The sequence below is a fragment of the Streptomyces sp. NPDC014623 genome, assembly GCF_043088245.1.
Lineage (GTDB): Bacteria > Actinomycetota > Actinomycetes > Streptomycetales > Streptomycetaceae > Streptomyces.
In genome coordinates this window covers 1-23,056 of the sequence record NZ_JBIBZU010000021.1, presented here as the reverse complement: position 1 = coordinate 23,056, position 23,056 = coordinate 1, and the positions used below count along the sequence as shown (strand labels likewise).

Annotated in this window: 20 protein-coding genes; 5 read left to right on the top strand and 15 right to left on the bottom strand. The window is 69.3% G+C overall.

The window, feature by feature from the left end; translation table 11 throughout:
* Window positions 1-40: 40 nt before the first annotated feature.
* From ACF1FZ_RS28000 to ACF1FZ_RS27985, 4 genes are all read right to left on the bottom strand, one after another.
* The gene (locus tag ACF1FZ_RS28000) at window positions 41-1,744 is read right to left on the bottom strand and encodes an LCP family protein (RefSeq protein ID WP_391776165.1); all 1,704 of its coding nucleotides are present in this window, start codon (window positions 1,742-1,744) and stop codon (window positions 41-43) included.
* Window positions 1,745-1,763: 19 nt separating this feature from the next.
* Window positions 1,764-2,381, bottom strand: a complete 618-nt coding sequence (gene nadD, locus ACF1FZ_RS27995; RefSeq protein ID WP_391776164.1) for a nicotinate-nucleotide adenylyltransferase — start codon at window positions 2,379-2,381, stop codon at window positions 1,764-1,766.
* Window positions 2,382-2,419: 38 nt separating this feature from the next.
* Window positions 2,420-2,581: a hypothetical protein gene (locus ACF1FZ_RS27990; protein WP_359472215.1), complete on the bottom strand. Its 162-nt coding sequence runs from the start codon at window positions 2,579-2,581 to the stop codon at window positions 2,420-2,422.
* Between the two features lie 84 nt (window positions 2,582-2,665).
* Window positions 2,666-2,818 (bottom strand): hypothetical protein, encoded by a 153-nt coding sequence (locus tag ACF1FZ_RS27985; protein ID WP_391776163.1) that lies wholly within the window; start codon window positions 2,816-2,818, stop codon window positions 2,666-2,668.
* A 110-nt stretch (window positions 2,819-2,928) separates the two neighbouring features.
* Here ACF1FZ_RS27985 and ACF1FZ_RS27980 point away from each other — a divergent pair, with 110 nt between their 5' ends.
* Complete coding sequence (locus ACF1FZ_RS27980) at window positions 2,929-4,074, top strand: M48 family metallopeptidase (RefSeq protein ID WP_391776162.1); 1,146 nt, start codon at window positions 2,929-2,931, stop codon at window positions 4,072-4,074.
* Here the strand turns inward: ACF1FZ_RS27980 and ACF1FZ_RS27975 are convergent.
* The 5 genes from ACF1FZ_RS27975 to proB all read right to left on the bottom strand — a co-directional run bounded on the left by ACF1FZ_RS27975 (window position 4,007) and on the right by proB (window position 9,393).
* Entirely contained in the window at window positions 4,007-5,128 is a 1,122-nt protein-coding gene (locus ACF1FZ_RS27975; protein WP_391776161.1) for a hypothetical protein, read from the bottom strand. The two genes, ACF1FZ_RS27980 and ACF1FZ_RS27975, sit on opposite strands and share 68 nt — an antisense overlap.
* Window positions 5,129-5,530: 402 nt before the next feature.
* A complete protein-coding gene (locus ACF1FZ_RS27970; RefSeq protein WP_391776160.1) occupies window positions 5,531-6,139 on the bottom strand; it encodes a hypothetical protein in 609 nt (202 codons plus the stop codon).
* A gap of 75 nt (window positions 6,140-6,214) precedes the next feature.
* Window positions 6,215-7,498 (bottom strand): glutamate-5-semialdehyde dehydrogenase, encoded by a 1,284-nt coding sequence (locus tag ACF1FZ_RS27965; protein WP_391776159.1) that lies wholly within the window; start codon window positions 7,496-7,498, stop codon window positions 6,215-6,217.
* 161 nt (window positions 7,499-7,659) lie between these two features.
* Window positions 7,660-8,145: a hypothetical protein gene (locus ACF1FZ_RS27960; RefSeq protein WP_391776158.1), complete on the bottom strand. Its 486-nt coding sequence runs from the start codon at window positions 8,143-8,145 to the stop codon at window positions 7,660-7,662.
* A gap of 129 nt (window positions 8,146-8,274) precedes the next feature.
* On the bottom strand, window positions 8,275-9,393 hold the full coding sequence (gene proB, locus ACF1FZ_RS27955) for a glutamate 5-kinase (protein WP_391776157.1): 1,119 nt from the start codon (window positions 9,391-9,393) through the stop codon (window positions 8,275-8,277).
* Window positions 9,394-9,688: 295 nt separating this feature from the next.
* Here proB and ACF1FZ_RS27950 point away from each other — a divergent pair, with 295 nt between their 5' ends.
* Window positions 9,689-11,113: a polysaccharide pyruvyl transferase family protein gene (locus tag ACF1FZ_RS27950; protein ID WP_391776156.1), complete on the top strand. Its 1,425-nt coding sequence runs from the start codon at window positions 9,689-9,691 to the stop codon at window positions 11,111-11,113.
* A gap of 30 nt (window positions 11,114-11,143) precedes the next feature.
* Here ACF1FZ_RS27950 and ACF1FZ_RS27945 read toward each other — a convergent pair whose 3' ends face one another.
* From ACF1FZ_RS27945 to rplU, 6 genes are all read right to left on the bottom strand, one after another.
* Complete coding sequence (locus ACF1FZ_RS27945; protein ID WP_391776155.1) at window positions 11,144-12,370, bottom strand: glycosyltransferase family 2 protein; 1,227 nt, start codon at window positions 12,368-12,370, stop codon at window positions 11,144-11,146.
* A gap of 250 nt (window positions 12,371-12,620) precedes the next feature.
* Complete coding sequence (locus ACF1FZ_RS27940; RefSeq protein WP_391776154.1) at window positions 12,621-14,813, bottom strand: hypothetical protein; 2,193 nt, start codon at window positions 14,811-14,813, stop codon at window positions 12,621-12,623.
* Window positions 14,814-14,949: 136 nt separating this feature from the next.
* Window positions 14,950-16,449: an SDR family NAD(P)-dependent oxidoreductase gene (locus ACF1FZ_RS27935; RefSeq protein WP_391776153.1), complete on the bottom strand. Its 1,500-nt coding sequence runs from the start codon at window positions 16,447-16,449 to the stop codon at window positions 14,950-14,952.
* A 276-nt stretch (window positions 16,450-16,725) separates the two neighbouring features.
* Entirely contained in the window at window positions 16,726-18,162 is a 1,437-nt protein-coding gene (gene obgE / locus ACF1FZ_RS27930; RefSeq protein ID WP_391776152.1) for a GTPase ObgE, read from the bottom strand.
* Between the two features lie 141 nt (window positions 18,163-18,303).
* On the bottom strand, window positions 18,304-18,561 hold the full coding sequence (gene rpmA / locus ACF1FZ_RS27925) for a 50S ribosomal protein L27 (protein ID WP_014045902.1): 258 nt from the start codon (window positions 18,559-18,561) through the stop codon (window positions 18,304-18,306).
* A gap of 14 nt (window positions 18,562-18,575) precedes the next feature.
* Window positions 18,576-18,896 (bottom strand): 50S ribosomal protein L21, encoded by a 321-nt coding sequence (gene rplU, locus ACF1FZ_RS27920; RefSeq protein ID WP_018551604.1) that lies wholly within the window; start codon window positions 18,894-18,896, stop codon window positions 18,576-18,578.
* A gap of 356 nt (window positions 18,897-19,252) precedes the next feature.
* On the opposite strand from rplU, the gene ACF1FZ_RS27915 reads away from it, so the two are divergent.
* From ACF1FZ_RS27915 to ACF1FZ_RS27905, 3 genes are all read left to right on the top strand, one after another.
* Window positions 19,253-19,864 carry an acyltransferase gene (locus ACF1FZ_RS27915; RefSeq protein ID WP_391776151.1) on the top strand — a complete coding sequence of 204 codons (612 nt, stop codon included), beginning with the start codon at window positions 19,253-19,255 and terminating at the stop codon, window positions 19,862-19,864.
* Between the two features lie 171 nt (window positions 19,865-20,035).
* A complete protein-coding gene (locus ACF1FZ_RS27910; RefSeq protein WP_391776150.1) occupies window positions 20,036-21,628 on the top strand; it encodes a hypothetical protein in 1,593 nt (530 codons plus the stop codon).
* Between the two features lie 110 nt (window positions 21,629-21,738).
* Window positions 21,739-22,920 carry an acyltransferase family protein gene (locus ACF1FZ_RS27905; protein ID WP_391776149.1) on the top strand — a complete coding sequence of 394 codons (1,182 nt, stop codon included), beginning with the start codon at window positions 21,739-21,741 and terminating at the stop codon, window positions 22,918-22,920.
* Window positions 22,921-23,056: the final 136 nt, after the last annotated feature.

Below are 23,056 nucleotides of genomic sequence, written 5' to 3'. Positions count from 1 at the left end.
TCAGATCAACCTCTAGGGTCTCACGGACCGCCGACAGCCCTTACGACGTCTGCTCAGGGATCTTGTAGTTCTGTCCCAGGACGACGGACACGTCGGCGTTCGCCGCGGGCTCGCCCTTCTTCACCGAGCTCTCCGGCAGGCCCAGGGTCTTGGCGACCTCGATCGCCTTCGCCCTGTCCTCCGCGGCCCCGTGGAGCACCTCGGACGACGCCGCGGCCTCCGCCTTGCCGCTGTCGACGAAGGCATAGCCCCCGTTGACGAGCTGAATCCTGGCGTACTCCGTACCCTTTGTGTTCCCCGTGGCGTTCTTGATACCGACACGCACGGCGGCGCCCTGCTCCGGGGCTCTCACCTTGCCGCCCAGGACGTCCTTGACGACGTTCTCGGTGGCCTTGTCGGTGAGTGTTCCGTCGCTCTGGACCGGGAGCAGTTCCGTCTTGTAGTCGCCCACCTTGGCGTGACCGGCGAGCTTCGCCAGTGAGGCGCCCAGGTCCTGCTCGGGCAGGGACGGGTCGAGGATCTGCGCAAGGGTCTCAACGGTCACGGTCGCGGCTTCGGGGTCTTCCGACAGCTTGCGCAGCACGCTGCGCATGACCTGCCCGAAGCGCATCAGCTGTTCGGCCTCCGGCTCACCCGGGCCCCGGTAGGTGGCGTACGCGACGGCCGCCGGCCCGCTCAGCGTCTGTGCCTCGCCCTTGCTCACGAGCGGCGAGGCGCCCTTCTCGGAAGCGGGCACATCCGTGTCGGTGTCGACCTCGATGTTGCCCACCAGTTCGACGAGGTTCTCGAGGTACGGGGTGTCGAGCCGCCAGGTACCGCTGATGCTGGTGCCGAGCAGGGTGTCGATCGCCTCGCGGGTGCCGGTGGACCCGTCGTCGTCGACGGACTCGCCGAGCGTGGTGGTGGACCCGTCGTCCGCGGCCACGGCCAGCGAGTTGGGGAGCAGGACGGTGGTGCCCTGCCCGGTGGTGACGTTGTCGACGAGCAGCGCCGTGGAGGTGCCACCCTTCTTGGTGTTGTGCAGGTGGACGACGATGACGTCCCGCTTCTGCGGGCCGGTCGCCGCGTTGCTCCGCTCGTCGCTGCCGGAGGTTCCCGGAATCTTCCCGGCGAACCAGAGGTAACCCGCTCCGCCGACGACCACGAGAGCCACGACGACGATCAGGGCGATCATCCGGTTGTGCCCGCGCCGGCGTGCTTCCTCGCGCCGCTCGCTGCGGCTCTCGGTGAACTTCAGCCAGTCGATGACGTCTTCGGAGTCCTCGTCGGGCTCCTCGATGAAGGCGAACTGCTCGGTGCCGTAGTCGCCGTCGGCTCGGCGCTGCCCCGGAACGGCCGCGGCGGCCGCCGGTTCGGGATCGCGCCGCTGTTCCGGAACCGGTGGTGCCGGTGCGGCGGCGGTCGGCGCCGTAGGGGCCTGGGGCGCGCTCCACTGCTGGGCGGTGTCGTCCACGGCGGGCTGCCGACCGGTGCCGTAGCCGTACGCGCCGTCGTCGTACCCGTACCCCTGTTGCGTCTGCTGCTGGGCGTGCTGGGCGGTGTACGGGTCGTAATCCTGCTGCGCACCGGCGTACGGGTCGTAGCCGTAGCCCTGCTGCGGCTGCCCGTCCTGCTCAGGCTGTTGCTGGGCATAAGGGTCGTACTGCTGTTGCCCCTGCTGCTGGTAGACCGGCTGCCCGTACTCGTCGTAGCCGATGATCTGCGGCTGCTGGTACGGGTCGTACGGGTTCTGTCGGTCGTTCACAGGTGCCCCTCTCCGTGGCTCATTCGCCGCGGTACAGCTGGCGCTTGTCGATGTAACGGACGACACCGTCCGGCACCAGGTACCAGACCGGATCTCCCTGCTCGACCCTGGCGCGGCAGTCCGTGGACGAGATCGCCAGCGCGGGCACCTCCACCAGCGAGACACCGCCCTTGGGCAGCCCGTCGTCCGTCAGCAGGTGGCCGGGCCGGGTCACGCCGATGAAGTGGGAGAGCGAGAACAGTTCCTCGGCGTCCCGCCAGGTCAGGATCTGGGAGAGGGCGTCGGCGCCGGTGATGAAGAAGAGGTCCGCGTCGCCGTGGACCGTGCGCAGATCCCGCAGCGTGTCGATCGTGTACGTCGGCCCGCCGCGGTCGATGTCGCTGCGGCTGACCGAGAACTGCGGGTTGGACGCCGTCGCGATGACCGTCATCAGATAACGGTCCTCGGCCGGGGAAACCTGCTTGTGGCTCTTCTGCCAAGGCTGCCCGGTCGGGACGAAGATGACTTCGTCGAGGCGGAAGTGGGCGGCCACTTCGCTGGCCGCCACCAGGTGTCCGTGATGGATCGGGTCAAAAGTCCCGCCCATCACTCCGAGTCGTCGTTTGGCGCGGCCGGTAGGCACTTCCTGCTGTCCCATGCGCGCAGACCCTACTGGCACAGTTGTTCGCCTCTGCCTCAGCGGTCCCGGTTGAAACGGGTGGTGATCCACAGCAGGAGCATCAGTGCGACGAACGCGCCGATACCGGTGAGGTACGGGCTGAGGCTTTCGTGGTTACCACCCTGCTCGCCTTCGGAGGCGAGGGTGACCAGCTGGTGCGCGGTGCTCGAGAGGCTCATCTTCTGCAGGACCTATCCATCGGGAATCAGGAGGGAGACGTCGCCCACATCGTATGCGGGCGCCACGGGCACGCTCACGCCGACTCAGTCGTTGTTGTCGTCGTTGCGGTATCCACGCAGCAGGAGCCAGGCGAGCAGGGCAGCTCCGACGAGTGCGGCGAGCAGCACGACGCGGAGCGTGCTGCCCGGCCCCTGGTCCTCGGGTACGGCGACAAGCATGACGGCGGTATGCGGCATTCCGGGCGCTCCTCAAAGTTATCCACAGCCCCCCGCGCACCGTAGCGCCAGCGCATACGCTGGCTTTTGTCAGGGGGACGAGCAACGTCTCGTACGAACAGGGGGCATCCATGACCGACACCAGTCACGAGAACGTGCCGAGCAGGCACCGCAAGCGATTCCCGGGCATCTCGTCGCGTGCCTACGAACATCCGGCGGATCGCTCGGCCCTGGTGGCCCTGCGCAAGCTGAGTGGTTTCGACACGGTGTTCAAGGCGCTGAGCGGTCTGCTGCCTGAGCGCAGCCTGCGGCTGCTCTTCCTGTCGGACTCCGTCCGGGTGAGCGACGCCCAGTTCGCGCATCTCAACGACATGTTGCGGGACGCCTGTTACATCCTGGACCTCAAGAAGGTCCCGCCGATGTACGTGAACCAGGACCCCCAGCCCAACGCCATGTGCATCGGTCTCGACGAGCCCATCATCGTGGTGACGACCGGGCTGGTGGAGTTGCTCGACGAGGAGGAGATGCGGGCCGTCGTCGGCCACGAGGTGGGGCATGCCCTCTCCGGGCACTCGGTGTACCGCACGATACTGCTCTTCCTCACCGGTCTGGCGCTCAAGGTGGCGTGGATTCCGCTCGGCAACATAGCGATCATGGCGATCGTGACCGCGTTGCGCGAGTGGTTCCGCAAGTCGGAGCTGTCCGCCGACCGGGCCGGGCTCCTGGTGGGGCAGGACCTGCGTGCCTCGATGCGCGGGCTGATGAAGATCGCCGGCGGCAACCATCTCCACGAGATGAATGTGGACGCCTTCCTCGCGCAGGCCGACGAGTACGAGAAGGGCGGCGACCTCCGCGACTCCGTACTCAAGATCCTCAATGTGCTGCCCCGGACGCATCCGTTCACCACGGTCCGGGCGGCCGAGCTGAAGAAGTGGTCGGAGTCCCGGGACTTCCAGCGCATCATGGACGGCCACTACCCCAAGCGCGACGAGGACCAGGACACGTCGGTGACGGACTCCTTCCGTGAGTCCGCGGCGCATTATGCCGACACGGTGCGCACCAGCAAGGACCCGCTGATGAAGCTCGTCGGTGACATCGCGGGCGGTGCGGGCGACCTGGGAGGCAGGCTCCGGGACAAATTCACCGGCGCGGGTGGCGGGAGTGCGGGCGGTGGGGGCGCGGACAGGGGTGGCGCCCCGTCCTCGGGCGCTACGGACGGCTCCGAGGGGACGTGGCGGCGTCCGGACCCCGAGGAGGGTCCTGAGTCTGCGAGCTGACGGACAGCGTGCCGCAGAGAGCGGCCGTGGGCACGCCCGTGGAATAAGGGTCGGTGCCTGTGGGGCCCCGGCCGTCCGCCTGCTCGCCTGCGAGCAGCGGGCGCAGAGCTCCCGTCGTCTCCGCTGAGCACGCCTGCGGGCCGGCCTGTACGTAGGCGCTGCGGACCTCCAGCCGGTGCAGCCGGATGTCTTCCCGGTCGAGCAGGAAGTGCAGGACGCGTCGCACGCTGAAGAGTGAGGCTCCGTCGGCCCGGTGGGGGCCGGACACGGCGGGCCGCAGCACGTACGTGAAGGTGTGGTCGGACACCACCTCCAGGGTGTCCGCCCCTGCCTCCGTGTACGAGAGGGTGCCGTGGACCCTGATGTCGGGGTCGGCCAGTTCCGCCTCGGCCGGGTCGAAGCGCACCAGCCAGCCGGTAGCGCTGTGCTCGCCGTCGTCAGCCGGCGCGTCCATGCTCTTGTCGAACTGCGCTGTCTGGTCCGGATCGAGGAGCCGCCCGACCGGCCGGACGACGCCCCCGGTGAGTACGTCGGGGTCGAGGGAGGAGCTCACCAGGTAGTCCTTGACCGTGGTCAGGGCGAGGGTCACCTGGCTGTCCGAGAAGTTTTTCGTCCGCCGGACGGACGGAAGGTTGATGCCCGAAGCGCCGGAACGGTGCCCCGCGGCCGGGCCGTCGTCGAGCAGCGACTCGGCGGTCCCTGCCGGCACGGCGCCCCGGGGGGCGAGTGGGATCACCGTGGCCCGGAGCGGTTCGGCACGTCTGCCGACGGGCGGCGGGTAAGGGTTGCGGAAGCCGATGTAGGCGGCGGTCGCGAATGCGAGCGTGATCAGCACGACGAGGGCGATACCGGCTCTGGAGCGATGTCGGCGGGTGCCTCGGCCGGGGAGGGATCGTACGGCGCGTGCGTGTTCCCCCATACGCTCCTGGGCAGAGAACTCCTGCAGCCGGGCAGCACGGACGAACGATTCGTCGAAGACGAGTGAGCGGTACTCGTCCTCCCCTCCCGAGGGATTCTCGGGCGGTCCTTCCGGTGGTTCTCCGCGGCCTGTCATGACTTCTCCCGATCTCCGCGCCACTGGCGGGGCTGGCGCTGGGATCCACCTCAGCTCATCGGCATCGGGCGGCCCTGTCCGTCACGGGTTCGGCACATGGACGAGTAGCTGGCCCTCGTCCCGGGGACAGGGACGGGATGAGGGGGCAAGGGGTCATATCTTCAGATTGGGTCGATCGTCATCAAGGTAAACGCCCTGCAGGTGGGCGCGCAGGTGGAGCGCGGCCGGGAGGGCTGCCAGGAGGGCAGCTGGGAAGCACGCGATCGTGCCACCGGCTCAGCGGCCTCGGCCGCCGAAGCCCACCTTTCCGGGCCTCCGCCTGCCCGAGCGTCATGAGGGCCGGGCCACCACGGCCTCGAAGGACTCAGTGTTCACCGGGCTCCACCCGCACCGCGGGGCGGATCAAGGCGTACGGGGAACCGCGGAAACGCCGGGGCGGGAGTGACCGACCGGGGAGGAGGGGGCCGCGTCCGGCTTGTCGACGCCGCTGGTCGCCGGCGGCGGCACCTGCCGCTCATTCGCCGCGCCGCGGTGGGCGGCGCTGAAGGCCAGTGCCACCATCCCGATCCCCATGAGCAGCGCGAGCAGCCAGGCGACCGGGCGGTGCCAGCGAGCCGTGCCCCGGTACGGGCGCAAGGAGCCGCCATGACGCCCGTAGGGGCCGTTGTCGTCCTCGTAGACGCCATCGGGGCCATCGGGGCCCCGGGAGCCGCCGAAAGCTCTCTCGGGGCTGTATGCGCCGTCCGGGCCGTAACCGTCGCCGTAGTGGTCGTCGTCGTAGTGGTCGCCGTCCGGGGCCCCGCCGCCCGAGCGCGCCCTGGACGCCTCTGCTTCGGCGCGGGCCTGCGCGGCGGCCAGCAGACGCTCGGCCGCGGTGGGCTCGTGGACCTCGGCGGATCGGACGAAGTCCTCGTCGAACACCACGGAGGCGAAGTCCTCGTCCGCGCCCCCGCGGTCGTCGTCGGGCTCCCAGCCGTCCGGGAACGGCCTGCCCCCCACGTCGTCCGGCACAGCTTCAGCGTAGCCGCGGCGGAGCGTTTTGGGCAGGGAGCCCCCGGACTCACCCGTCCCGGCGCGAGCACCCGGCTAACGGATGTGGCCGTCGCCGGTGACGATGTACTTGGTCGACGTCAGTTCCGGCAGCCCCATCGGCCCCCGGGCATGCAGCTTCTGCGTGGAGATGCCGATCTCGGCACCGAATCCGAACTGGCCGCCGTCCGTGAAGCGCGTCGACGCGTTCACAGCGACCGTGGTGGAATCCACCAGCTGGGTGAACCTGCGGGCCGCCGCCTGCGAAGTGGTGACGATCGCCTCGGTGTGGCCGGAGGACCAGAGCCGGATGTGCGCCACGGCGGATTCCAGCGACTCCACGACCGCGGCCGCGATGTCGTACGAGAGGTATTCGGTCTCCCAGTCCTCCGGCGTGGCCGGTACGACGGTGGCCTTGGACCCCTCGGCGTACGCGAGCACCCGCTCGTCGCCGTGTACCGTCACCCCGGCCCCGGCCAGCGCCTCCAGGGCCAGAGGGAGGAATTCCCCGGCGATGTCCTTGTGGACCAGGAGCGTCTCGGCCGCATTGCACACGCTCGGGCGCTGGGCCTTGGAGTTGACCAGGATCTCGACGGCCATGCCGGGATCGGTCTGCGCGTCGACGTAGACATGGCAGTTGCCGGTGCCGGTCTCGATCACGGGGACCGTCGACTCCTCCACGACCGTGCGGATCAGTGAGGCGCCACCGCGCGGGATCAGTACGTCGACGAGGCCACGCGCCCGCATCAGTTCGCGTACCGAATCACGGTTCTCCCCCGGGACGAGTTGCACGGCGTCCGCCGGGAGACCGGATCCGCCGACCGCGTCGCGGAGCACCCGAACGAGCGCGGTGTTCGAGGCGTAGGCCGACGAGGATCCGCGCAGGAGCACCGCGTTGCCCGACTTCAGGCAGAGCGCCGCGGCGTCGACCGTCACATTGGGCCGGGCCTCGTAGATGATGCCGACCACCCCGAGCGGCACCCGCACCTGACGCAGGTCGATGCCGTTGGGGAGGGTGGAACCACGGACCACTTCGCCGACCGGGTCGGGCAGGGCCGCCACGTCCCGCGCGTCCGCGGCGATCGCACGGATCCGCTCCGGGGTGAGGGTGAGCCGGTCGACGACCGACTCGCTCGTCCCGCCCTCCCTCGCCTTCGCGACGTCCTCGGCGTTGGCCTCGACGATCTCGCTGGTGCGCACCTCGAGTGCGTCCGCGATCGCCAGCAGAGCGCCGTCCTTCGCCGCGCGCGGGAGTGGCGCGATGTCGTCGGCGGCGGCGCGTGCCCGGTAGGCGGCCTGGGCGACCGGGGACATGTTGTCGTACGGCGAAAGCGTGGTCATGCCCGCAGGGTAGTGCGCATACTGCGGGCATCCGTCACGTATCCCGTCATGCGAGACAGCCGTATCGCATGCTGTGCACTCCCGCTCGGTGAGCCCGGTCTACGGGTGGACCCCGGCGGTCAGCACGGTCCGTACAGGCGCGCCCGGGCATGTACGGCCGGTCAGTACGGGTGCACCCCGACGGGTGCGGCCGGGGGCGGGCCGTAGCCCTCGGCGACACGCAGGTGGTAGGTCTCCCGGTCGATGACCTCCAGGCCGACGATCTCCCACGGCGGGAGCTTCGCGCTGGAACGGTGTTCGCCCCACAGCCGCAGCGCCACAGCCGCAGCGTCGTGGAGGTCCCGGGCTTCTTCCCAGTAGCGGATCTCCGCGTGGTCGTTGGCGTACCGGCTGGTCAGCAGGAACGGATGATCGTGCGCCAGTTGTTCCAGTCCGCGCCTGACCTCCTTCAGCGGCGTCTCGCTGCCGGAGACGCTGAGGGTGATGTGCCACAGCTTGGAGCGGATCCGCTCCTCGTCCGTCACCACCGGTTCCTGCTCGACGGTCTGGTCAGGGGGCGTGTCGACGTAGTCGGCTCCCGCCCCGACACTGGTCAGGGCACGGCTGCCCGTTCCGCGGGGCAGCGCCCCCGGGCGCGCTCGTCTCACCGGCGGCCTCCTGTGAATGCGTAGCTGTGCTGTCCCCTTCGGTTCCCGTGACAAAGTTGACCAGCCCGGGGCCGGGCGTGGGGCGGTTTTCGTGAAGGTGTCCGCTCGAAGGCTGGACTTTCAGCCGCTTCAGGGGGCCGGGTGCGGTGTGAGGACGACGAGATCGTCCCTGTGTACGACTTCGCGCTCGTAGGCGGGGCCCAGTTCGCGGGCGAGGTCGCGGGTGGACCGGCCGAGCAGCTGGGGGATCTCCTTGGCGTCGAAGTTGACGAGTCCGCGGGCGACGGCCCGGCCGGCGGGGTCCCGCAGCTCGACCGGGTCACCTGCGGAGAACTCGCCCTCGACAGCGCAGATGCCGGCGGGCAGCAGGGATGTGCGCCGCTCGACGACGGCGCGCACGGCTCCTTCGTCGAGTGTGAGGGCGCCCAGCGGCGTCGAGGCGTGGGCCAGCCAGAGCAACCGGTCGGCCGAGCGGCGCCCCGTGCGGTGGAAGTACGTGCCGGTGTCGCGCCCCGCGAGGGCGTCGGCGACATGGCTCGCCGAGGTGAGGACGACCGGGATTCCGGCAGCGGTGGCGATCCGGGCCGCCTCGACCTTGGTGACCATGCCCCCGGTCCCGACACCCGCCTTGCCCGCGCTGCCGATGGTGACGCCCTCCAGGTCGGCCGGTCCGCTCACCTCCGCGATGCGAGAGGTTCCGGGCGTACTCGGATCTCCGTCGTAGAGGCCGTCGACGTCGGACAGGAGCACCAGAAGGTCGGCATGGACCAGATGGGCGACCAGTGCGGCGAGCCGGTCGTTGTCCCCGAAACGGATCTCGTCCGTGGCCACCGTGTCGTTCTCGTTGACGACGGGGAACGCACCCATTTCCAGGAGCTGGTCGAGCGTGCTGTAGGCGTTGCGGTAGTGGGCACGCCGACTGGTGTCGTCGGAGGTCAGGAGCACTTGCCCGACCCTCACGCCGTAGCGGGCGAAGGACGCGGTGTAGCGGGCGACGAGCAGCCCCTGGCCGACACTGGCCGCGGCCTGCTGCCGGGCGAGGTCCTTGGGCCTGCGTACGAGCCCGAGCGGAGCGAGGCCCGCCGCGATGGCACCACTGGAGACGAGGACGATCTCGCGCTCCCCGCCGCTCCTGACCTTGGCGAGTACGTCGACCAGGGCATCGACCCGGTCGGCGTCAAGCCCTCCTGCCGCGGTGGTGAGCGAGGAGGACCCGACCTTGACGACGATCCTGCCGGCCTCGGTCACACCCGGCCTCCGGCCCGCGCCGCCCCCGGGGGGTGTGCGGAAGGTGTCTTCGGATGCCCCTGCCGCGCGTTCGGATTCCTTTGCCCCTGACACGTACGCCCGTCCCCATCACGTCGTCCTGCTCGGTTCTCCTCAATCTACGCGAGGGGCGGGGCCGGCACCGCGCTGTCTCAGCTGCTGTCATCACCGGGGAGGCACTGCCTGGAACCGACTGTTCCGAGGCGCCCTCCGACGTGCCCCAACGGAGTCATTTACGTAATCTCCACCCCCCATTCATGGGGCTACCCTCTATTGCGTGACAGATGAACCCACCCGCCCGAGGCGCATTCTTCTCAGATCAGGCAAAAGCCCCTTCGATGTGGCTTCGCTCGAACAGTCCCTCCACAGAGACGTCTTCGCCACCAACGCCGGCAACCTGATCTTCAGCGACGCGGCGCACAAGATCCTCACGACCCCACGGGCAGAGGTCTTCTCGAACGGCATCCGGACGGATCCGTCGGCGGCCGGTCGCATCAACGAAGAGTTCGACGTATTCGTCGTACCCCTGGCGAACGCGTTCCGTCCGACCTTCGAGCGGCCCCTCAAGCGGATGACGCAGTTGATCAAGAAGCTGCGCATCCCCGTCGTCGTCCTGGGGGTCGGCGCGCAGGCCGACCTCAAGTACGACGCGGCCCGGCTGAAGCCGATGGAGCCGACCGTCAGGGAATTCGTCACCGAGGTGCTCAACCGCAGCGCGTCCATCGGCGTGCGGGGCGAGTTCACCGAGCAGTACCTCAAGAACATGGGCTTCCGGGACGTCGAGGTCATCGGGTGCCCTTCCATGTTCATGAACGGTGAGACGTTCACGCTCGAGAAGAGGGCCGGGTCGCTCACCACGGAATCGCGCGTCTCGGTGAACGGATCGCACAGCGCCGTACGTTCGCACGGTCTCGACGCCATCATCCGTCAGGCCCACGAGCGTTATCCGCACCTGCGGTTCGTCGGGCAGAACCTCCTCGAGGCCCAGCTGCTCCACTGGCGGGAGACGTCGAACCCGATCGGCGCCCAGACCTCGATGCCCACCCATCCCTCCCACCCGATGTACCGCGAGGGCAAGGTCCGCCTCTACGTCGATCCGGCCACCTGGATCGACGAACTGCGTGCTTTCGACTTCTCGTTCGGATCGCGCATCCACGGAAACATCGCGGCGCTGCTGGCCGGCGTCCCGAGCACCGTGCTCTGCAGCGACTCCCGGACCCTGGAGCTCTGCCGGTACTTCGGCATTCCGCACCGCAAGATCTCCGAGACACCCAAGAACATCGACCCCGCCGAGCTGTACGAGGCGGCGGACTTCGGCGAGCTGGTGAACGGCCACAAGGAACGCTTCCTCCGCTTCACCGGCTTCATGGAGAGGAACGGCCTGGAGAACACTTTCCACCACGGCGACAGCGGCAAGGCCTTCGAAGCGCAGTTGTCCAAGCTCGCTCTTCCGCCCGCCGTCCGCCCGTGGACGGACTCCGACCCCGATTCGCTGAGCAGCCGCTTCAGCTGGATGCAGAGCCGGATGGAGGAGCTGGCCGCACAGAACGCCCTGCTGCGCAGCCAGCTCGAGAAGAAGGCCGGCCAGGTCAGCATCAAGGTCCAGGCCGGAGAGGGGGCGGCCGCGTGGCCGTCCGCCTACCGTCGGGCCCGCCGTGTGGTGGGACGCCCGGTCCGGAGGCTGCTGCGCCCCGAGCAGTAGCGAAGACGTCCACTGCCGCCCGCATCCGCCTCAGGTCTTGTGGGCACGGCGCGGTATGTGCAGGCCGGCGGACCGGGCCGTCCTGCGCGCCTTGCCTGCCAGCCGTCGCAGGAAAGCGGCAGTGGACTGACGCCCCGGTACGTCGATCCGCTTACGTCCGATCCGTTCGGGCACGGTCACCTCGTAGGCCGACAGAGGCAGCACGCCCTCCCCGAAGTGGGGGTAGGTCAGGTACAACCGGCCCCGAAGACCCTTGCGGACCGCCCGGGGCTCCTTCTTGTCGCTCATGAACCGCAGGACGTCCAGGAGCAGGTCGAGCCTGCCCTGGGAGAGACAGACCAGCCGGAGCCGCTCGTGGACCTTGAGGCGACGGGCCAGACCCGGTGACCAGTAGTTCTCCAGCAGCGGCGCCGCCAGTTCCATCTTCTTCCTCCGCACCTCGTCGGACTGCCGCAGCAGAACGGGGCCGAACTGCGGGAGCAGTGTGATGACGAACGGCCGGACCATCAGCACGTCCCGCTTCGGCCCCGGCGGCACGTGGGCGGCGATGAGCCCCGCCAGTGCCCGGGCCGAGTCGAAGCGCAGCACGTAGCTGCCGCTCTTGGTCACGTGCTTGCCGTCGTCCCGGCCCACCAGGTAGTAGCAGGTGTAGTCGGCCACGACGGAGACGCCGTTGCCCCGCAGATACGCCTCCATGGTGAAGAGCGCGTCCTCACCCGTCTTGAGGCTTTCGTCGAAGGTCATCCCGAGGCGGACCAGGAGATCCCGTCGGAACAGCTTCTGGGCACTCAGGGTGAATTTGATGTTGGAGGAGTAGAGGTCGGCCCGCTCGACCGTCTGCTTCCACATCGACTTCGCCGCACCGCGGTTGACGCCGACGACCTTCCCCAGCACCACATCGGTACCGGCCCGGTCGCCCATCGCGACCATGCGTTCCAGCGCTTCCTCACCGAAGTAGTCGTCCGCGTCGAGGAAGAAGACGTACCTGCCGCGGGCGAGGCCGATACCGCGGTTGCGCGGGCCGCTGGGACCACCGGAGTTCTCCTGGCGCACGACACGCATGTCGATGGCGGTCCGGGCCGCGAACTCCTCCAGGTACTCCCCCGTGCCGTCGGTCGATCCGTCGTCTACCGCCACGATCTCCATACGTCCGGCCGGAAGCGTCTGCGCCTCCACCGACTCCAGGCAGCGGATCAGATAGGGCATCGCTTGATAGGCGCCGATGACGACGGTCACATCTGGTGCGCTGCTGCTCATCTCTCCCCGGTCCACGCATATTCACACTGATCAGGAGAAACGACAGAACGACGACACATGGCGTGCTCCAGGCACGAACACGCCGAACGGCCCGTACGTTCCCTCCCTGAGGGGAGACGGACGGGCCGTCGAGTAGGTTGCGTCGCGAACCGGACGACTTCCGAACAACTGAATGACAGCTGGATCACACCTGGCTGTCAGCTCCGCATCCGGCCGACGCCCTCACTTCTCGCCGTCGGCCGGCATGCGGTCAGCGGAGCGCCGAAGGACCCGCGCCGATACCCGCGTCGGTGTCCGGGGCGGCCGCCACGTCGGGATCGACCGCGGCCTCCGCCTCGGCGACGATCTCCGCCAGTCCGTCCCCGGCGCCACTGGACGCGGCCTCGAGGTCGGGAAGCGGAGCGGGCGCCTGCTCACCCAGACGCTGCGCGACACCCGCGTTGCGGGCCTCGGCCTTGGCCGCGAGGGCGCGGACGGCGGCGTTGAACTGCTCCATGGAGGTGGGCTCGTCCGGCCCCAGCAGATAGCTCTTCAGCTCATGGCGGGCTCCGGCCAGCGAGTCCGCCGCCGGGTCGGCGACGGCACGCAGCAACTCGTCGATCTCCTCCGCGCTGTTGGAGAGGATGAAGGCCGCCCGTACAGCGGTGTTCTGGCGCTTGAACTCGTCCGCACCGACCTCGGCCGAGTCCGTCACCGCATACGGCTTACCGCTCGCGATGAAGTCGGACACCACACTGGAGATGTCCGAAACCATGGCGTCGGACTGGTTGAAGCAGTCGTACAGCTTCGGCTGCGCGCCGGCCACCGTCCTGTGCTCCCACCAGCCGAAGGAACGCCAGTAGGCGTCGTTCCACTCGGCCCTCAGGGTGGCGATCTCGGCCTGGCGGGCCGGGTCGGCGAGCGCGACCCGCGACTCCTCCGACTCGTCCCCCCCGGCCCGCCCGGGCTTCGCCAGCTCCGCCAGACGGGCCGCGATACGGGTGAGTTCCGCCTTGGCCGCCTTCTGCCCGGCGGCGGCGGCCGAGGCCTCCTTCGCCCAGCGCGGGTCGGCGGCGCGCTCCTGCGCGGACTTGGCGACCAGGGCCTTGATCCGGGCGTCGACGGCTTTGGCCTTGGCGCTGCGGATACCGGTGAAGGGGTGCGGCTTGTAGATGACCCGGACCGGGCTGTCGGCCGTCAGCAGCCGGCGGACGATGTTCTCACCGGCCAGCAGCAGTGAGGTGTTGCCGGGGTTGTCGTCCCAGCCCTCCCAGGTGGGGGCGTACAGCACCGTCGGGACGGGGTTCTTCGTGGTGCCGGTCCAGCTCCGGATGGGGGCCAGCTGCGGCCGCCCGACCTCGACGATGTCCTCGTCGCGGACGCCGACGTCGGCCAGGGCGTAGCGGTCACGGCCCGCGCGGCCGGCCGTCCACACCTCGTCGTACACCTTGGAGTACGGGTTGACGCTGGCCAGCTTGTCGCTGTCGCCGTGGCCGATGAACACGTGTTTCATGGTCGGGACACGCAGCATGTGGATGTTCTTGCCGACGTTGGCCGGATACAGGCACACACGGACGGTGGAGAAGTCCATGTTCATCAGGTGGGTGCCGGCCGGCACGCAGACCACGGGTACGGAGGTGTCCGCGAGCTGCGGGACCAGGTTGCGCTCGCGCATGATGATCAGCGGCCGCCCCTCGACGGCGGCCATGGTGTCGAGCCACATGTTGCACTGGTACGCGGACTCGTTGGAGCCGGAGAAGTAGAGCACGACGGTCGGCTGGTACTCGCTCAGCCAGGTGTCCAGGGCCTTCAGCACGGCGGGGGCCGACGGTGCCCGCCGGCTCCGGCGCAGGTACGGGACGAGGAGGGCGTTGTAGCCGACGGCTGCCAGCAGGGTCGCCGCGGCGCCGATGTACCCGATGAAGTCCTCACCCGTACCGGCGGCGACCAGGACGCCTGCCACCGCGGGGAGGTCGAGGTGGAGCATCTTCTCGCTGGAGCGGTGCAGCAGCGCGCGCGGCGGCGCGTCGGGGATGCGGACGGCGTGCAGGTCCACGTTCCGGGTCACGATCGGCAGACTGCGGCGCAGCCGGATCAGCGTCGTCAGCGCGCCGTGCGGGGCCTGGAGACCGTAGAAGAGGAGGAAGCACGCGACCGCCGCGTAGAAGAGCGGTTCCTCGGCGAGGTCCAGCCTGGCCAGCAGCAGAATGATCATCAACTGGCGGAGCAGGAAGCGGATGGGCAGTCCCGCCCTCACCTTGCCGAGCCGGTTGAGCAGATAACTGCCGCGCTGGTGCAGATACCAGTCCGCGAGGTAGGTGACAGCCGTGGCCGCCGCGAAGAACCAGAGGTCGGGGAGGAGGGCGGCGACCATGACACAGGGATACCCCAGCGTCATCAGTATCGCTGCCAGCAGTTCTGACCGACTGCCCACACGGGCCAGGCGAATGACTGTCGAAATCACGAAGAACCTGCTCCAGGGGGTGCCGGTTGTTTCACGTATAGAGGGAAATGTGAAGATGCGGCTTCACGCACTCGGGCCCCTGATTTCACCTTTCGGCAAATCCAGAGGCCCGTAAAAGTACATTTGTGAAGAATTATTACACATCTTCCTGACGGTCCAGGACCGAGGCCAGCGCCTGCTCGAAGCCCGAGGCTTCGGCGGCATCACGGGTCGGGTCCTGCTGCCGCACGTCGATGACGTGGCCCGTCATCGCGGACAGGAGGACGTCCAGCGAGGTGCGCGCCACGGCTTCGGAGGAGAGCAGCGAACCTTCCGGCTCCTGGCCGAACGCCTTCGTCCGCATGGGGGTCGCGGTGCGCTCCGGGTTCACGCAGTTGACCCTGATGCCCTCGCCCGCCCACTCGTCGGCCAGCGCCTGCGTGAGGTTCACCATCGCGGCCTTGGTGGAGGAGTAGAGGCTGTACTCGGCACGGCCCCGGGTGTAACTGCTGGAGGTGTAGAGCAGCAACTGCCCCTGGGTCTCCGCCAGGTACTTGTACGAGGCCCGGGCGATCTGCACGGGCGCCAGGTAGTTGACGTTCAGCGCTTCCTGGATCGTCGTGTTGTCCGTCTCCGCCAGCTTGCCGATGCGCAGTACGCCCGCGGTGTTGATCACGTAGTCGACGCGGCCGGTCTCGGCGTACGCCTTGGACAGCGCGTCGTCGATGTGCTCCGGGTTCTCGACGTGCGTACCGGTGGTGGAACGGCCCAGCGCGTACACGCTGGCGCCGTACTGCTCGGCCAGCGTGGCGATGTCGGCACCGATGCCGTACGACCCGCCGAAGACGACCAGGGTCCTGCCCGAGAGCAGCTCGCGGTAGGCGGCCTCGTCGGCCTGGCGGGGTGCGGCGGTGGAGGCCAGCTGGAAGAGCTTGTCGGTGATGAAGACGTCGACCGGCTGGGTCACCTTCATGTTGTACTCGTCGCCCGCGACCACGTAGATAGGCACGTCGGGGAGGTACCGCAGGACGACCGAGCAGTCGTCGGTCGCCTGGAAGTTCGGGTCACCCGCCGCGACCTCGTACGCCTTGCGGATCGTGGAGAGCTTGAACGCCTGCGGGGTCTGGCCGCGGCGCAGCCGGGACCGGTCCGGGACGTCGGTGATGAACTCGCCGTCCTCGCCGTGGGTGCGGGTCACGATGATCGTGTCGGCGGACGGGATCGCCACGTCGACCGCCTGGTAGCGGTCCAGGGCGTCGACGCAGTCCTTGATGACGCGCTGTGACAGGAGAGGGCGGACGGCGTCGTGGAAGAGGACGTTGCGGTCCTCACCCTCGGCGAGTCCCTCACCGAGGGCCGCGATGGCGCGCTCGGTGGTCTCGTTCCGGGTGCTGCCGCCCTCGATGATCCTGCTGACCTTGGTCAGCCCGGCCTTGGCGACGATCTTCTCGACGTCGGGCACGAAGCCGGGCGCCATCAGCACGATGACATCGTCGATGCCCTCGGCGTTCTCGAAGATGCTCAGCGTGTGCTCGATGACTGCCTTACCGGCGATCTTCAGCAGCTGCTTGGGGATCGACAGGCCCACACGCTGACCGGTCCCGCCGGCGAGCACGACCGCTGTGGTCCGGGGCTTGGCTTCATGCGGCACAGACACAGACGACCTACCTTGCGATGACAGGGGGGAACAGTGTGATGGTCGCACTCTCCGTGACCGTCTCGCAAGGTGGACGTTTACCGGCGCTCGCCTCTGGGAAACCCGCAGTTCACCGCCTGGCCAGGCGGATCAGGCCCGTCACGCCCGCATCCGGAGTGACAGACTCCACAGACGTGTCACGCAATTTGCACACGGCCGACCGCCGCACTGCCCGCCACCTGGCAGTTCTCTGTGAACACGGGCGCCCCCGCCGCGCGGGGGCGCCCGGCGCGAGGGCTAGAAGGGGTCGAACTCGTCGTACTCGCGCTGCGCGGTTTCGGCCTCGGACTCGCGCTCGCGGCGGCGCTGCGCAGCGGGGCGGGGAGCCTCCAGGCGGTGGTCCTCACCGCGACGGCCCAGCATCTCGGCTCCGGCGGCCATGGTCGGCTCCCAGTCGAAGACGACCGCGTTCTCCTCAGGCCCGATGGCCACGCCGTCGCCGGCCTGGGCGCCCGCCTTGCGGAGCTCGTCCTCGACGCCGAGACGGTTGAGCCGGTCGGCGAGGTAGCCGACGGCCTCGTCGTTGTTGAAGTCGGTCTGACGGATCCAGCGTTCGGGCTTCTCGCCCCGCACACGGTAGATGCCGTCCTCCTCCACGGTCACCGTGAAGCCGGCGTCGTCGACGGCCTTGGGCCGGATGACGATCCGGGTCGACTCCTCCTTCGGCTTGGTGGCCCGCGCCTCGGCGATGATTCCGGCGAGGGCGTAGGAGAGCTCGTTGAGGCCCTTGTGCGCGACGGCCGAGACCTCGAAGACGCGGTAGCCGCGCGCCTCCAGGTCGGGGCGGATCATGTCCGCGAGGTCCTGGCCGTCCGGGATGTCGATCTTGTTGAGGGCCACGATGCGCGGGCGGTTCTCGAGGCCGCCGTACAGCCGGAGTTCCTCCTCGATCATGTCGAGGTCCGAGACGGGGTCCCGGTCCGACTCCAGTGTCGCGGTGTCCAGGACGTGCACCAGGACGGAGCACCGCTCGACGTGCCGCAGGAAGTCCAGGCCGAGGCCCTTGCCCTCGCTCGCGCCCGGGATGAGCCCCGGGACGTCGGCGATGGTGTAGACGGTCGAACCGGCGGTGACGACGCCCAGGTTGGGCACGAGGGTCGTGAACGGGTAGTCCGCGATCTTCGGCTTGGCTGCGGAGAGTGCCGAGATCAGCGAGGACTTGCCCGCACTCGGGTAACCGACGAGGGCGACGTCGGCGACGGTCTTGAGCTCCAGGACGATGTCCCGGCTCTCCCCCGGTTCGCCGAGCAGCGCGAAGCCGGGCGCCTTGCGGCGGGCGGAGGCGAGCGCGGCGTTGCCGAGGCCGCCGCGGCCGCCCTGGCCGGCGACGAAGGTGGTGCCCTGGCCGACCAGGTCGGCGAGGACGTTGCCGGCCTTGTCGAGGACCACGGTGCCGTCCGGGACGGGCAGCACGAGGTCCTGGCCGTCCTTGCCCGAGCGGTTGTCACCCGCGCCGGGCTGGCCGTTCGTGGCCTTGCGGTGAGGGTGGTGGTGGTAGTCCAGCAGCGTGGTGACGGACTGCTCGACGACGAGGATCACATCGCCGCCACGGCCGCCGTTGCCCCCGTCGGGGCCGCCCAGCGGCTTGAACTTCTCACGGTGCACGGAGGCCACGCCGTGGCCTCCGTTACCCGCGGCGGCATGCAGCTCGACGCGGTCCACGAAGGTGGTCATGGTTGAGGGCCTCCAGGTACTGCGGAAAAAATACGGGAATGTCTCTTGACGTAACGCGCCGAGGGCGGACCCGCTTCCCCGATTACCGGGAAAGCTGAGATCCGCCCTCGGAAGGTGCTGTGTCGTTCGGCCGTGCCTGACTCAGGCGGCGACGGGAACGATGTTCACGACCTTGCGGCCACGGTGCGTACCGAACTCCACCGCACCGGCGGTCAGCGCGAACAGCGTGTCGTCGCCGCCACGGCCGACGCCCGTGCCCGGGTGGAAGTGGGTACCGCGCTGGCGGACCAGGATCTCACCGGCGTTGACGGCCTGACCGCCGAAGCGCTTCACGCCGAGCCGCTGAGCATTGGAATCGCGCCCGTTCCGAGTGGACGATGCGCCCTTCTTGTGTGCCATGTCTCCTCAGTCCCTTACTTCGCAGCCGCGGGGATACCGGTGACCTTGATCGCCGTGTACTGCTGGCGGTGACCCTGGCGACGGCGGTAACCCGTCTTGTTCTTGTAGCGAAGGATGTCGATCTTCGCGCCCTTGTGGTGGTCCACGATCTCGGCCTGGACCTTGATGCCGTCCAGGACCCAGGGGTCGCTGGTCACGGCGTCGCCGTCGACAACGAGCAGGGTCGAGAGCTCGACCGTGTCGCCAACCTTGGCGGTGGGAATCTTGTCAACCTCAACGATGTCGCCGACAGCAACCTTGTGCTGGCGACCACCGCTGCGCACGATGGCGTACACGCGGATCTCTCTCTCACTCGGAACGGATCCCCTGATGCCAGCCGCCCGCGCGGGCCGGGGCCCGCGACAGTCCGGAAGGATGAGCGGCCTCCCCCGGGGACGGATCACCGGGAGGGATGTGCTCAGGGGGTAGGCGCACAGAAACACGCCGAGGGTCAAGATTACGGGGCGGGATGCGGGGGGTCAAACCGGGTGCCGTCGGCCTGCGCACGGAACGTCACCGTCCCGCGCGGCCGGCCGCTTCGTCCCTCGGTCCGGGGAGCGGGGCCGTCGGCCGTGTCAAGTACCGCCTGCCCCGCGCACGGCGCGGGATCGTATGCTCGCCGGGCAAGTCCGCTCTCCGGAAGGCGCACCACGTGAACTACAGAGTCCAGCCCACCGCCCAGGTCGACGACAGCGCCGAGATCGGTGCCGGGAGCAGTGTCTGGGAGCTCGCGCAGATCCGCGAGGGAGCCAGGCTCGGCGAGGGCTGCGTCGTGGGCCGCGGTGCCTACGTGGGCACGGGTGTGCAGATCGGCGACAACGTCAAGCTGCAGAACTACGCCCTGGTCTACGAGCCGGCCGAGCTCGGCGACGGCGTGTTCGTCGGTCCCGCCGTGGTCCTCACCAACGACCACAACCCGCGCTCCGTCGACCCCGAGGGGAAGCAGAAGCGCGGCGGGGACTGGGAGGCCGTGGGTGTGAAGGTCGCCGAGGGCGCTTCGCTCGGCGCACGGTCGGTGTGCGTCGCGCCCGTACGGATCGGCCGTTGGGCCATGGTGGCGGCCGGCGCGGTGGTGACCAAGGACGTCCCGGACTTCGGCCTGGTCGTGGGAGTACCGGCCCGCCGTGTCGGCTGGGTGGGCCGTAGCGGTGTCAAGCTCGTCGAGCGTACGGGCGAGCCCGGCGTCTGGGAGTGCCCGCGGACGGGCGCTCTGTTCGACGAGGCCGGCGACGTCCTCACCGAGCGCGTCGCCGGAGCACTCTGAGCACAGCGGGAACGAGGGACGTCCGGCGCCTTTGTCACGATGCCCATGGGCTTGGGGCAAAGGTGCCTGAGACCGGTGCGGGAGCCTCCGTACCGATGAGGGATCACCCTTCCGTTACCCCGGCGGAGCCCGTACGGTCCAAGTTCCTGACTCCGACCGTGGAGCTTCGTTGTGCAGACACCGCGCCTCTCCGAAGAACGACTCGTCGGCCTCGCACGCTGGGCCACCGGCCGGATGGCACGCGTCGAGAAACCGGTCCTGGCCGAGAGGGTCCTGGGGGTGGCGGGCCACCGCATCCGAGATCCCCGGACCAGGGCCGACGTGCTGACGGAGGCCGCGGAGGCCAGGTTGCGGCTCGGTCACCTGCCCCGCCACCTGACACAGGCCTACGCGGCGGAACTGGAGTGCGCCGACGGGCACCACAAGGCCGGGCGCCGCAAGGCCGCCGCCGCGTCGGCCGCCAAGGCGCTGATCCTCGCCTTCCACCGGGTCGCCCACCTCGACGGCCTCACCTCGCCGCTCGTCACCGAGCCGGCCCGGTTCACCGCTCCCCTGCGCCGCAGCCGCGTCCTGCGGGCGTTACGGGCACCGCGCGGCCGTGAGGCCCCGGCAGCCGCCCCGCCGACGGACCGGCCGATGCGGCTGCTCGTCGTGCACAGCGCGAACGACAATTTCCTGCCGGTGATCCTGAACCACTACCGGGAGCACCCAGGGGTCGACGTACGTGTCCTGAACACCGCGGCCGACCCGGTGACGGCCCCGCTCGCCAAGGGGCTGGGCCGGATGATCGCCTGCGGCATCGGCGTCCGGAGCGCTTACGCGGAGCAGACGGAGCAGGCCCTGCGTCCCCACTTCGACTGGGCCGATGTCGTCCTCGTCGACTGGTGCACCACCGCTGCCGCGTTCCTCACGCTCGTCGATCCCGGCACGGCCCGGGTGGTGGTGCGGCTGCACAGTTTCGAGACGTTGAGTTACTGGCCGCACCTGGTGGACTTCTCCCGCGTCGACGATCTGGTGTTCGTCAGCGAGCATCTGCGGGACCTGGCCGTGGCGACGCTGCCCCGGCTCCTGGAACCGGGAGCTCCGGTCACCCATGTCATCGACAACGCGGTCGACCTCACCCGCTTCTCCCAGCCGAAGGAACCCGGGGCGCGGTTCACCCTCGGCCTCGTCGGCGTCGGGCAGGTCGCCAAGGACCCCCGCTGGGCCCTGGAGGTGTTACGCGTCCTCCGCCGGCAGGACGAGCGCTACCGGCTGCGCCTGATCGGAGAGCCCATGGACCCGGCCGCCGGCCCGGCGCTCGACCGTTACCGCACGGCGTTCGCCGCTGAACTGGAACCGCTCGTCGCTGCCGGTGCGGTGCACCTGAGCGGCCACACGGACGATGTGTCCGCCGAGCTGACGGAGGTCGGGCTGGTACTCAGCACGTCCGTCCGCGAGAGCTGGCACCTGGGCCTGGTGGAGGGCGCTGCGAGCGGCGCGGTCCCGGTCGTCCGGGACTGGCCGTTCTTCGCGGGCCGCCCGCACGGAGCCCGTTCGATGTTCCCCGGCGCCTGGGTCGTGTCCACGCCCGCGGAGGCCGCCGCGCGGATCCTCGCGGTCAACGAGACCGAGGACAGCTGGCTCAAGGCCGGGCACGAGGCCTCCGAGCAGGCAGTCTCGGCCTGGGACTGGAGCACGGTCGGCCCGCGTTTCGACGCTTTGCTCTCCGCCCCTTCCTCCCGGGCCCCCGCTCGGCGGGCGGTTCGGACGAACGCGGAGTGACAGCGTCCGGCAGGGCACCGCGGACCCTGGTCACGGCCCGCTCGTACGGTCTTTAGGATGACCGGGCACGGTACCCCTTCGAGGTGCCCGGTAAGCCTGGCGAGGCCGACATGTCCCGAACCGAGGTCCAGGCGCCCAGCCGTCAGGTTGTCGCCGTCACAGCCGCGCAGGAAGCCCCCAGGGCCCCCGCGCCACGGCTGCACGCCCTGGACGCGCTGCGGGTCGTCGCCGCGCTCGCCGTGCTCGCCTTCCACTTCACCGGGGTGGACGCTGCGACGAAGGCCAACTGGGGTGTGAATCCCAAGGAGTTGTTCCCGTGGCTCTTCCCGGTGACTTCCTACGGCTCCTACGGCGTCCAGCTCTTCTTCCTGATCAGCGGCTTCGTGATCTGTCTGTCCGCCTGGGGCCGCACCCCGGGGCAGTTCGTCCGGGCCCGGTTCCTGCGGCTGTTCCCCGCCTACTGGTTCTCGGCGGCCGTCGCGTTCGTGGTGTGGCGTGCTCTGCCGGACGGTTCGCGCACCGGCCCCAGCATCAGTGAGTCGCTCACGAACCTCACCATGCTCCAGGTGCCCCTGTCCGCCCAGCACCTGGTGGGCGCGTACTGGACCCTGTGGGCCGAACTCACCTTCTACCTGATCTTCCTCGTGGTGATCTGGAAGGGCCTCGACTACCGCAGGGTCAGCGTCTTCTGCTGGCTGTGGCTGCTGGCGAGCGTCCTGATCCAGCAGAAGGACAACCAGGTCCCGGTCCTCGGCATCTTCGCCCAGCCGCTCAACACCGCTCTGTTCGTCGGCGGCATCGCGATGTACCTGATGTACCGCTTCGGGCCGGACCTCAAGCTCTGGGGTCTGCTGGCCGCGAGCTGGCTCGTCATGCAGAGCGACCTGGTCCAGCACGCCGACGGTCTGCGCCATGACCGGGGGATGGACCGGCACCCCTACATCGCCCTGGCGCTGGTGACCGTCTTCTACCTGCTGGTGCTGGCCGTCGCGCTGCACAAGCTCGACCGGATCCACTGGTCCGGGTTCGTCACGCTGGGCGCGCTCGTCTACCCCCTCTATCTGCTGCACGAAGAGCTCGGGTGGGCGCTGATCCGGAACCTGTACGGGCCCCTCGGCGCCTGGCCCACGCTCCTGGTGACCACAGCCGTCATCCTGCTGTCGGCCTGGCTGCTGCACAGGCTGGTGGAACGCCCCTCGCAGCGCTGGCTGCGCGCCCGGCTGGAGCAGGAGGCCCGCCGGTCGGCGGACAGGGAGAGGGGCAGGGACAGCGCGGAGCGTACCGCCGTCTGACGCCCCCGCCCGGCTGGGAACGGCTGAGGGCCCCACCCGGTGCTTGGGTTCAGGGGGTCGTTGCAACACCGCCTGGTTTTAGGTGGTGAGTAGATCACGCAGACGCTCGGCTGGGGTCTCCCAGCCGAGCGTCTTG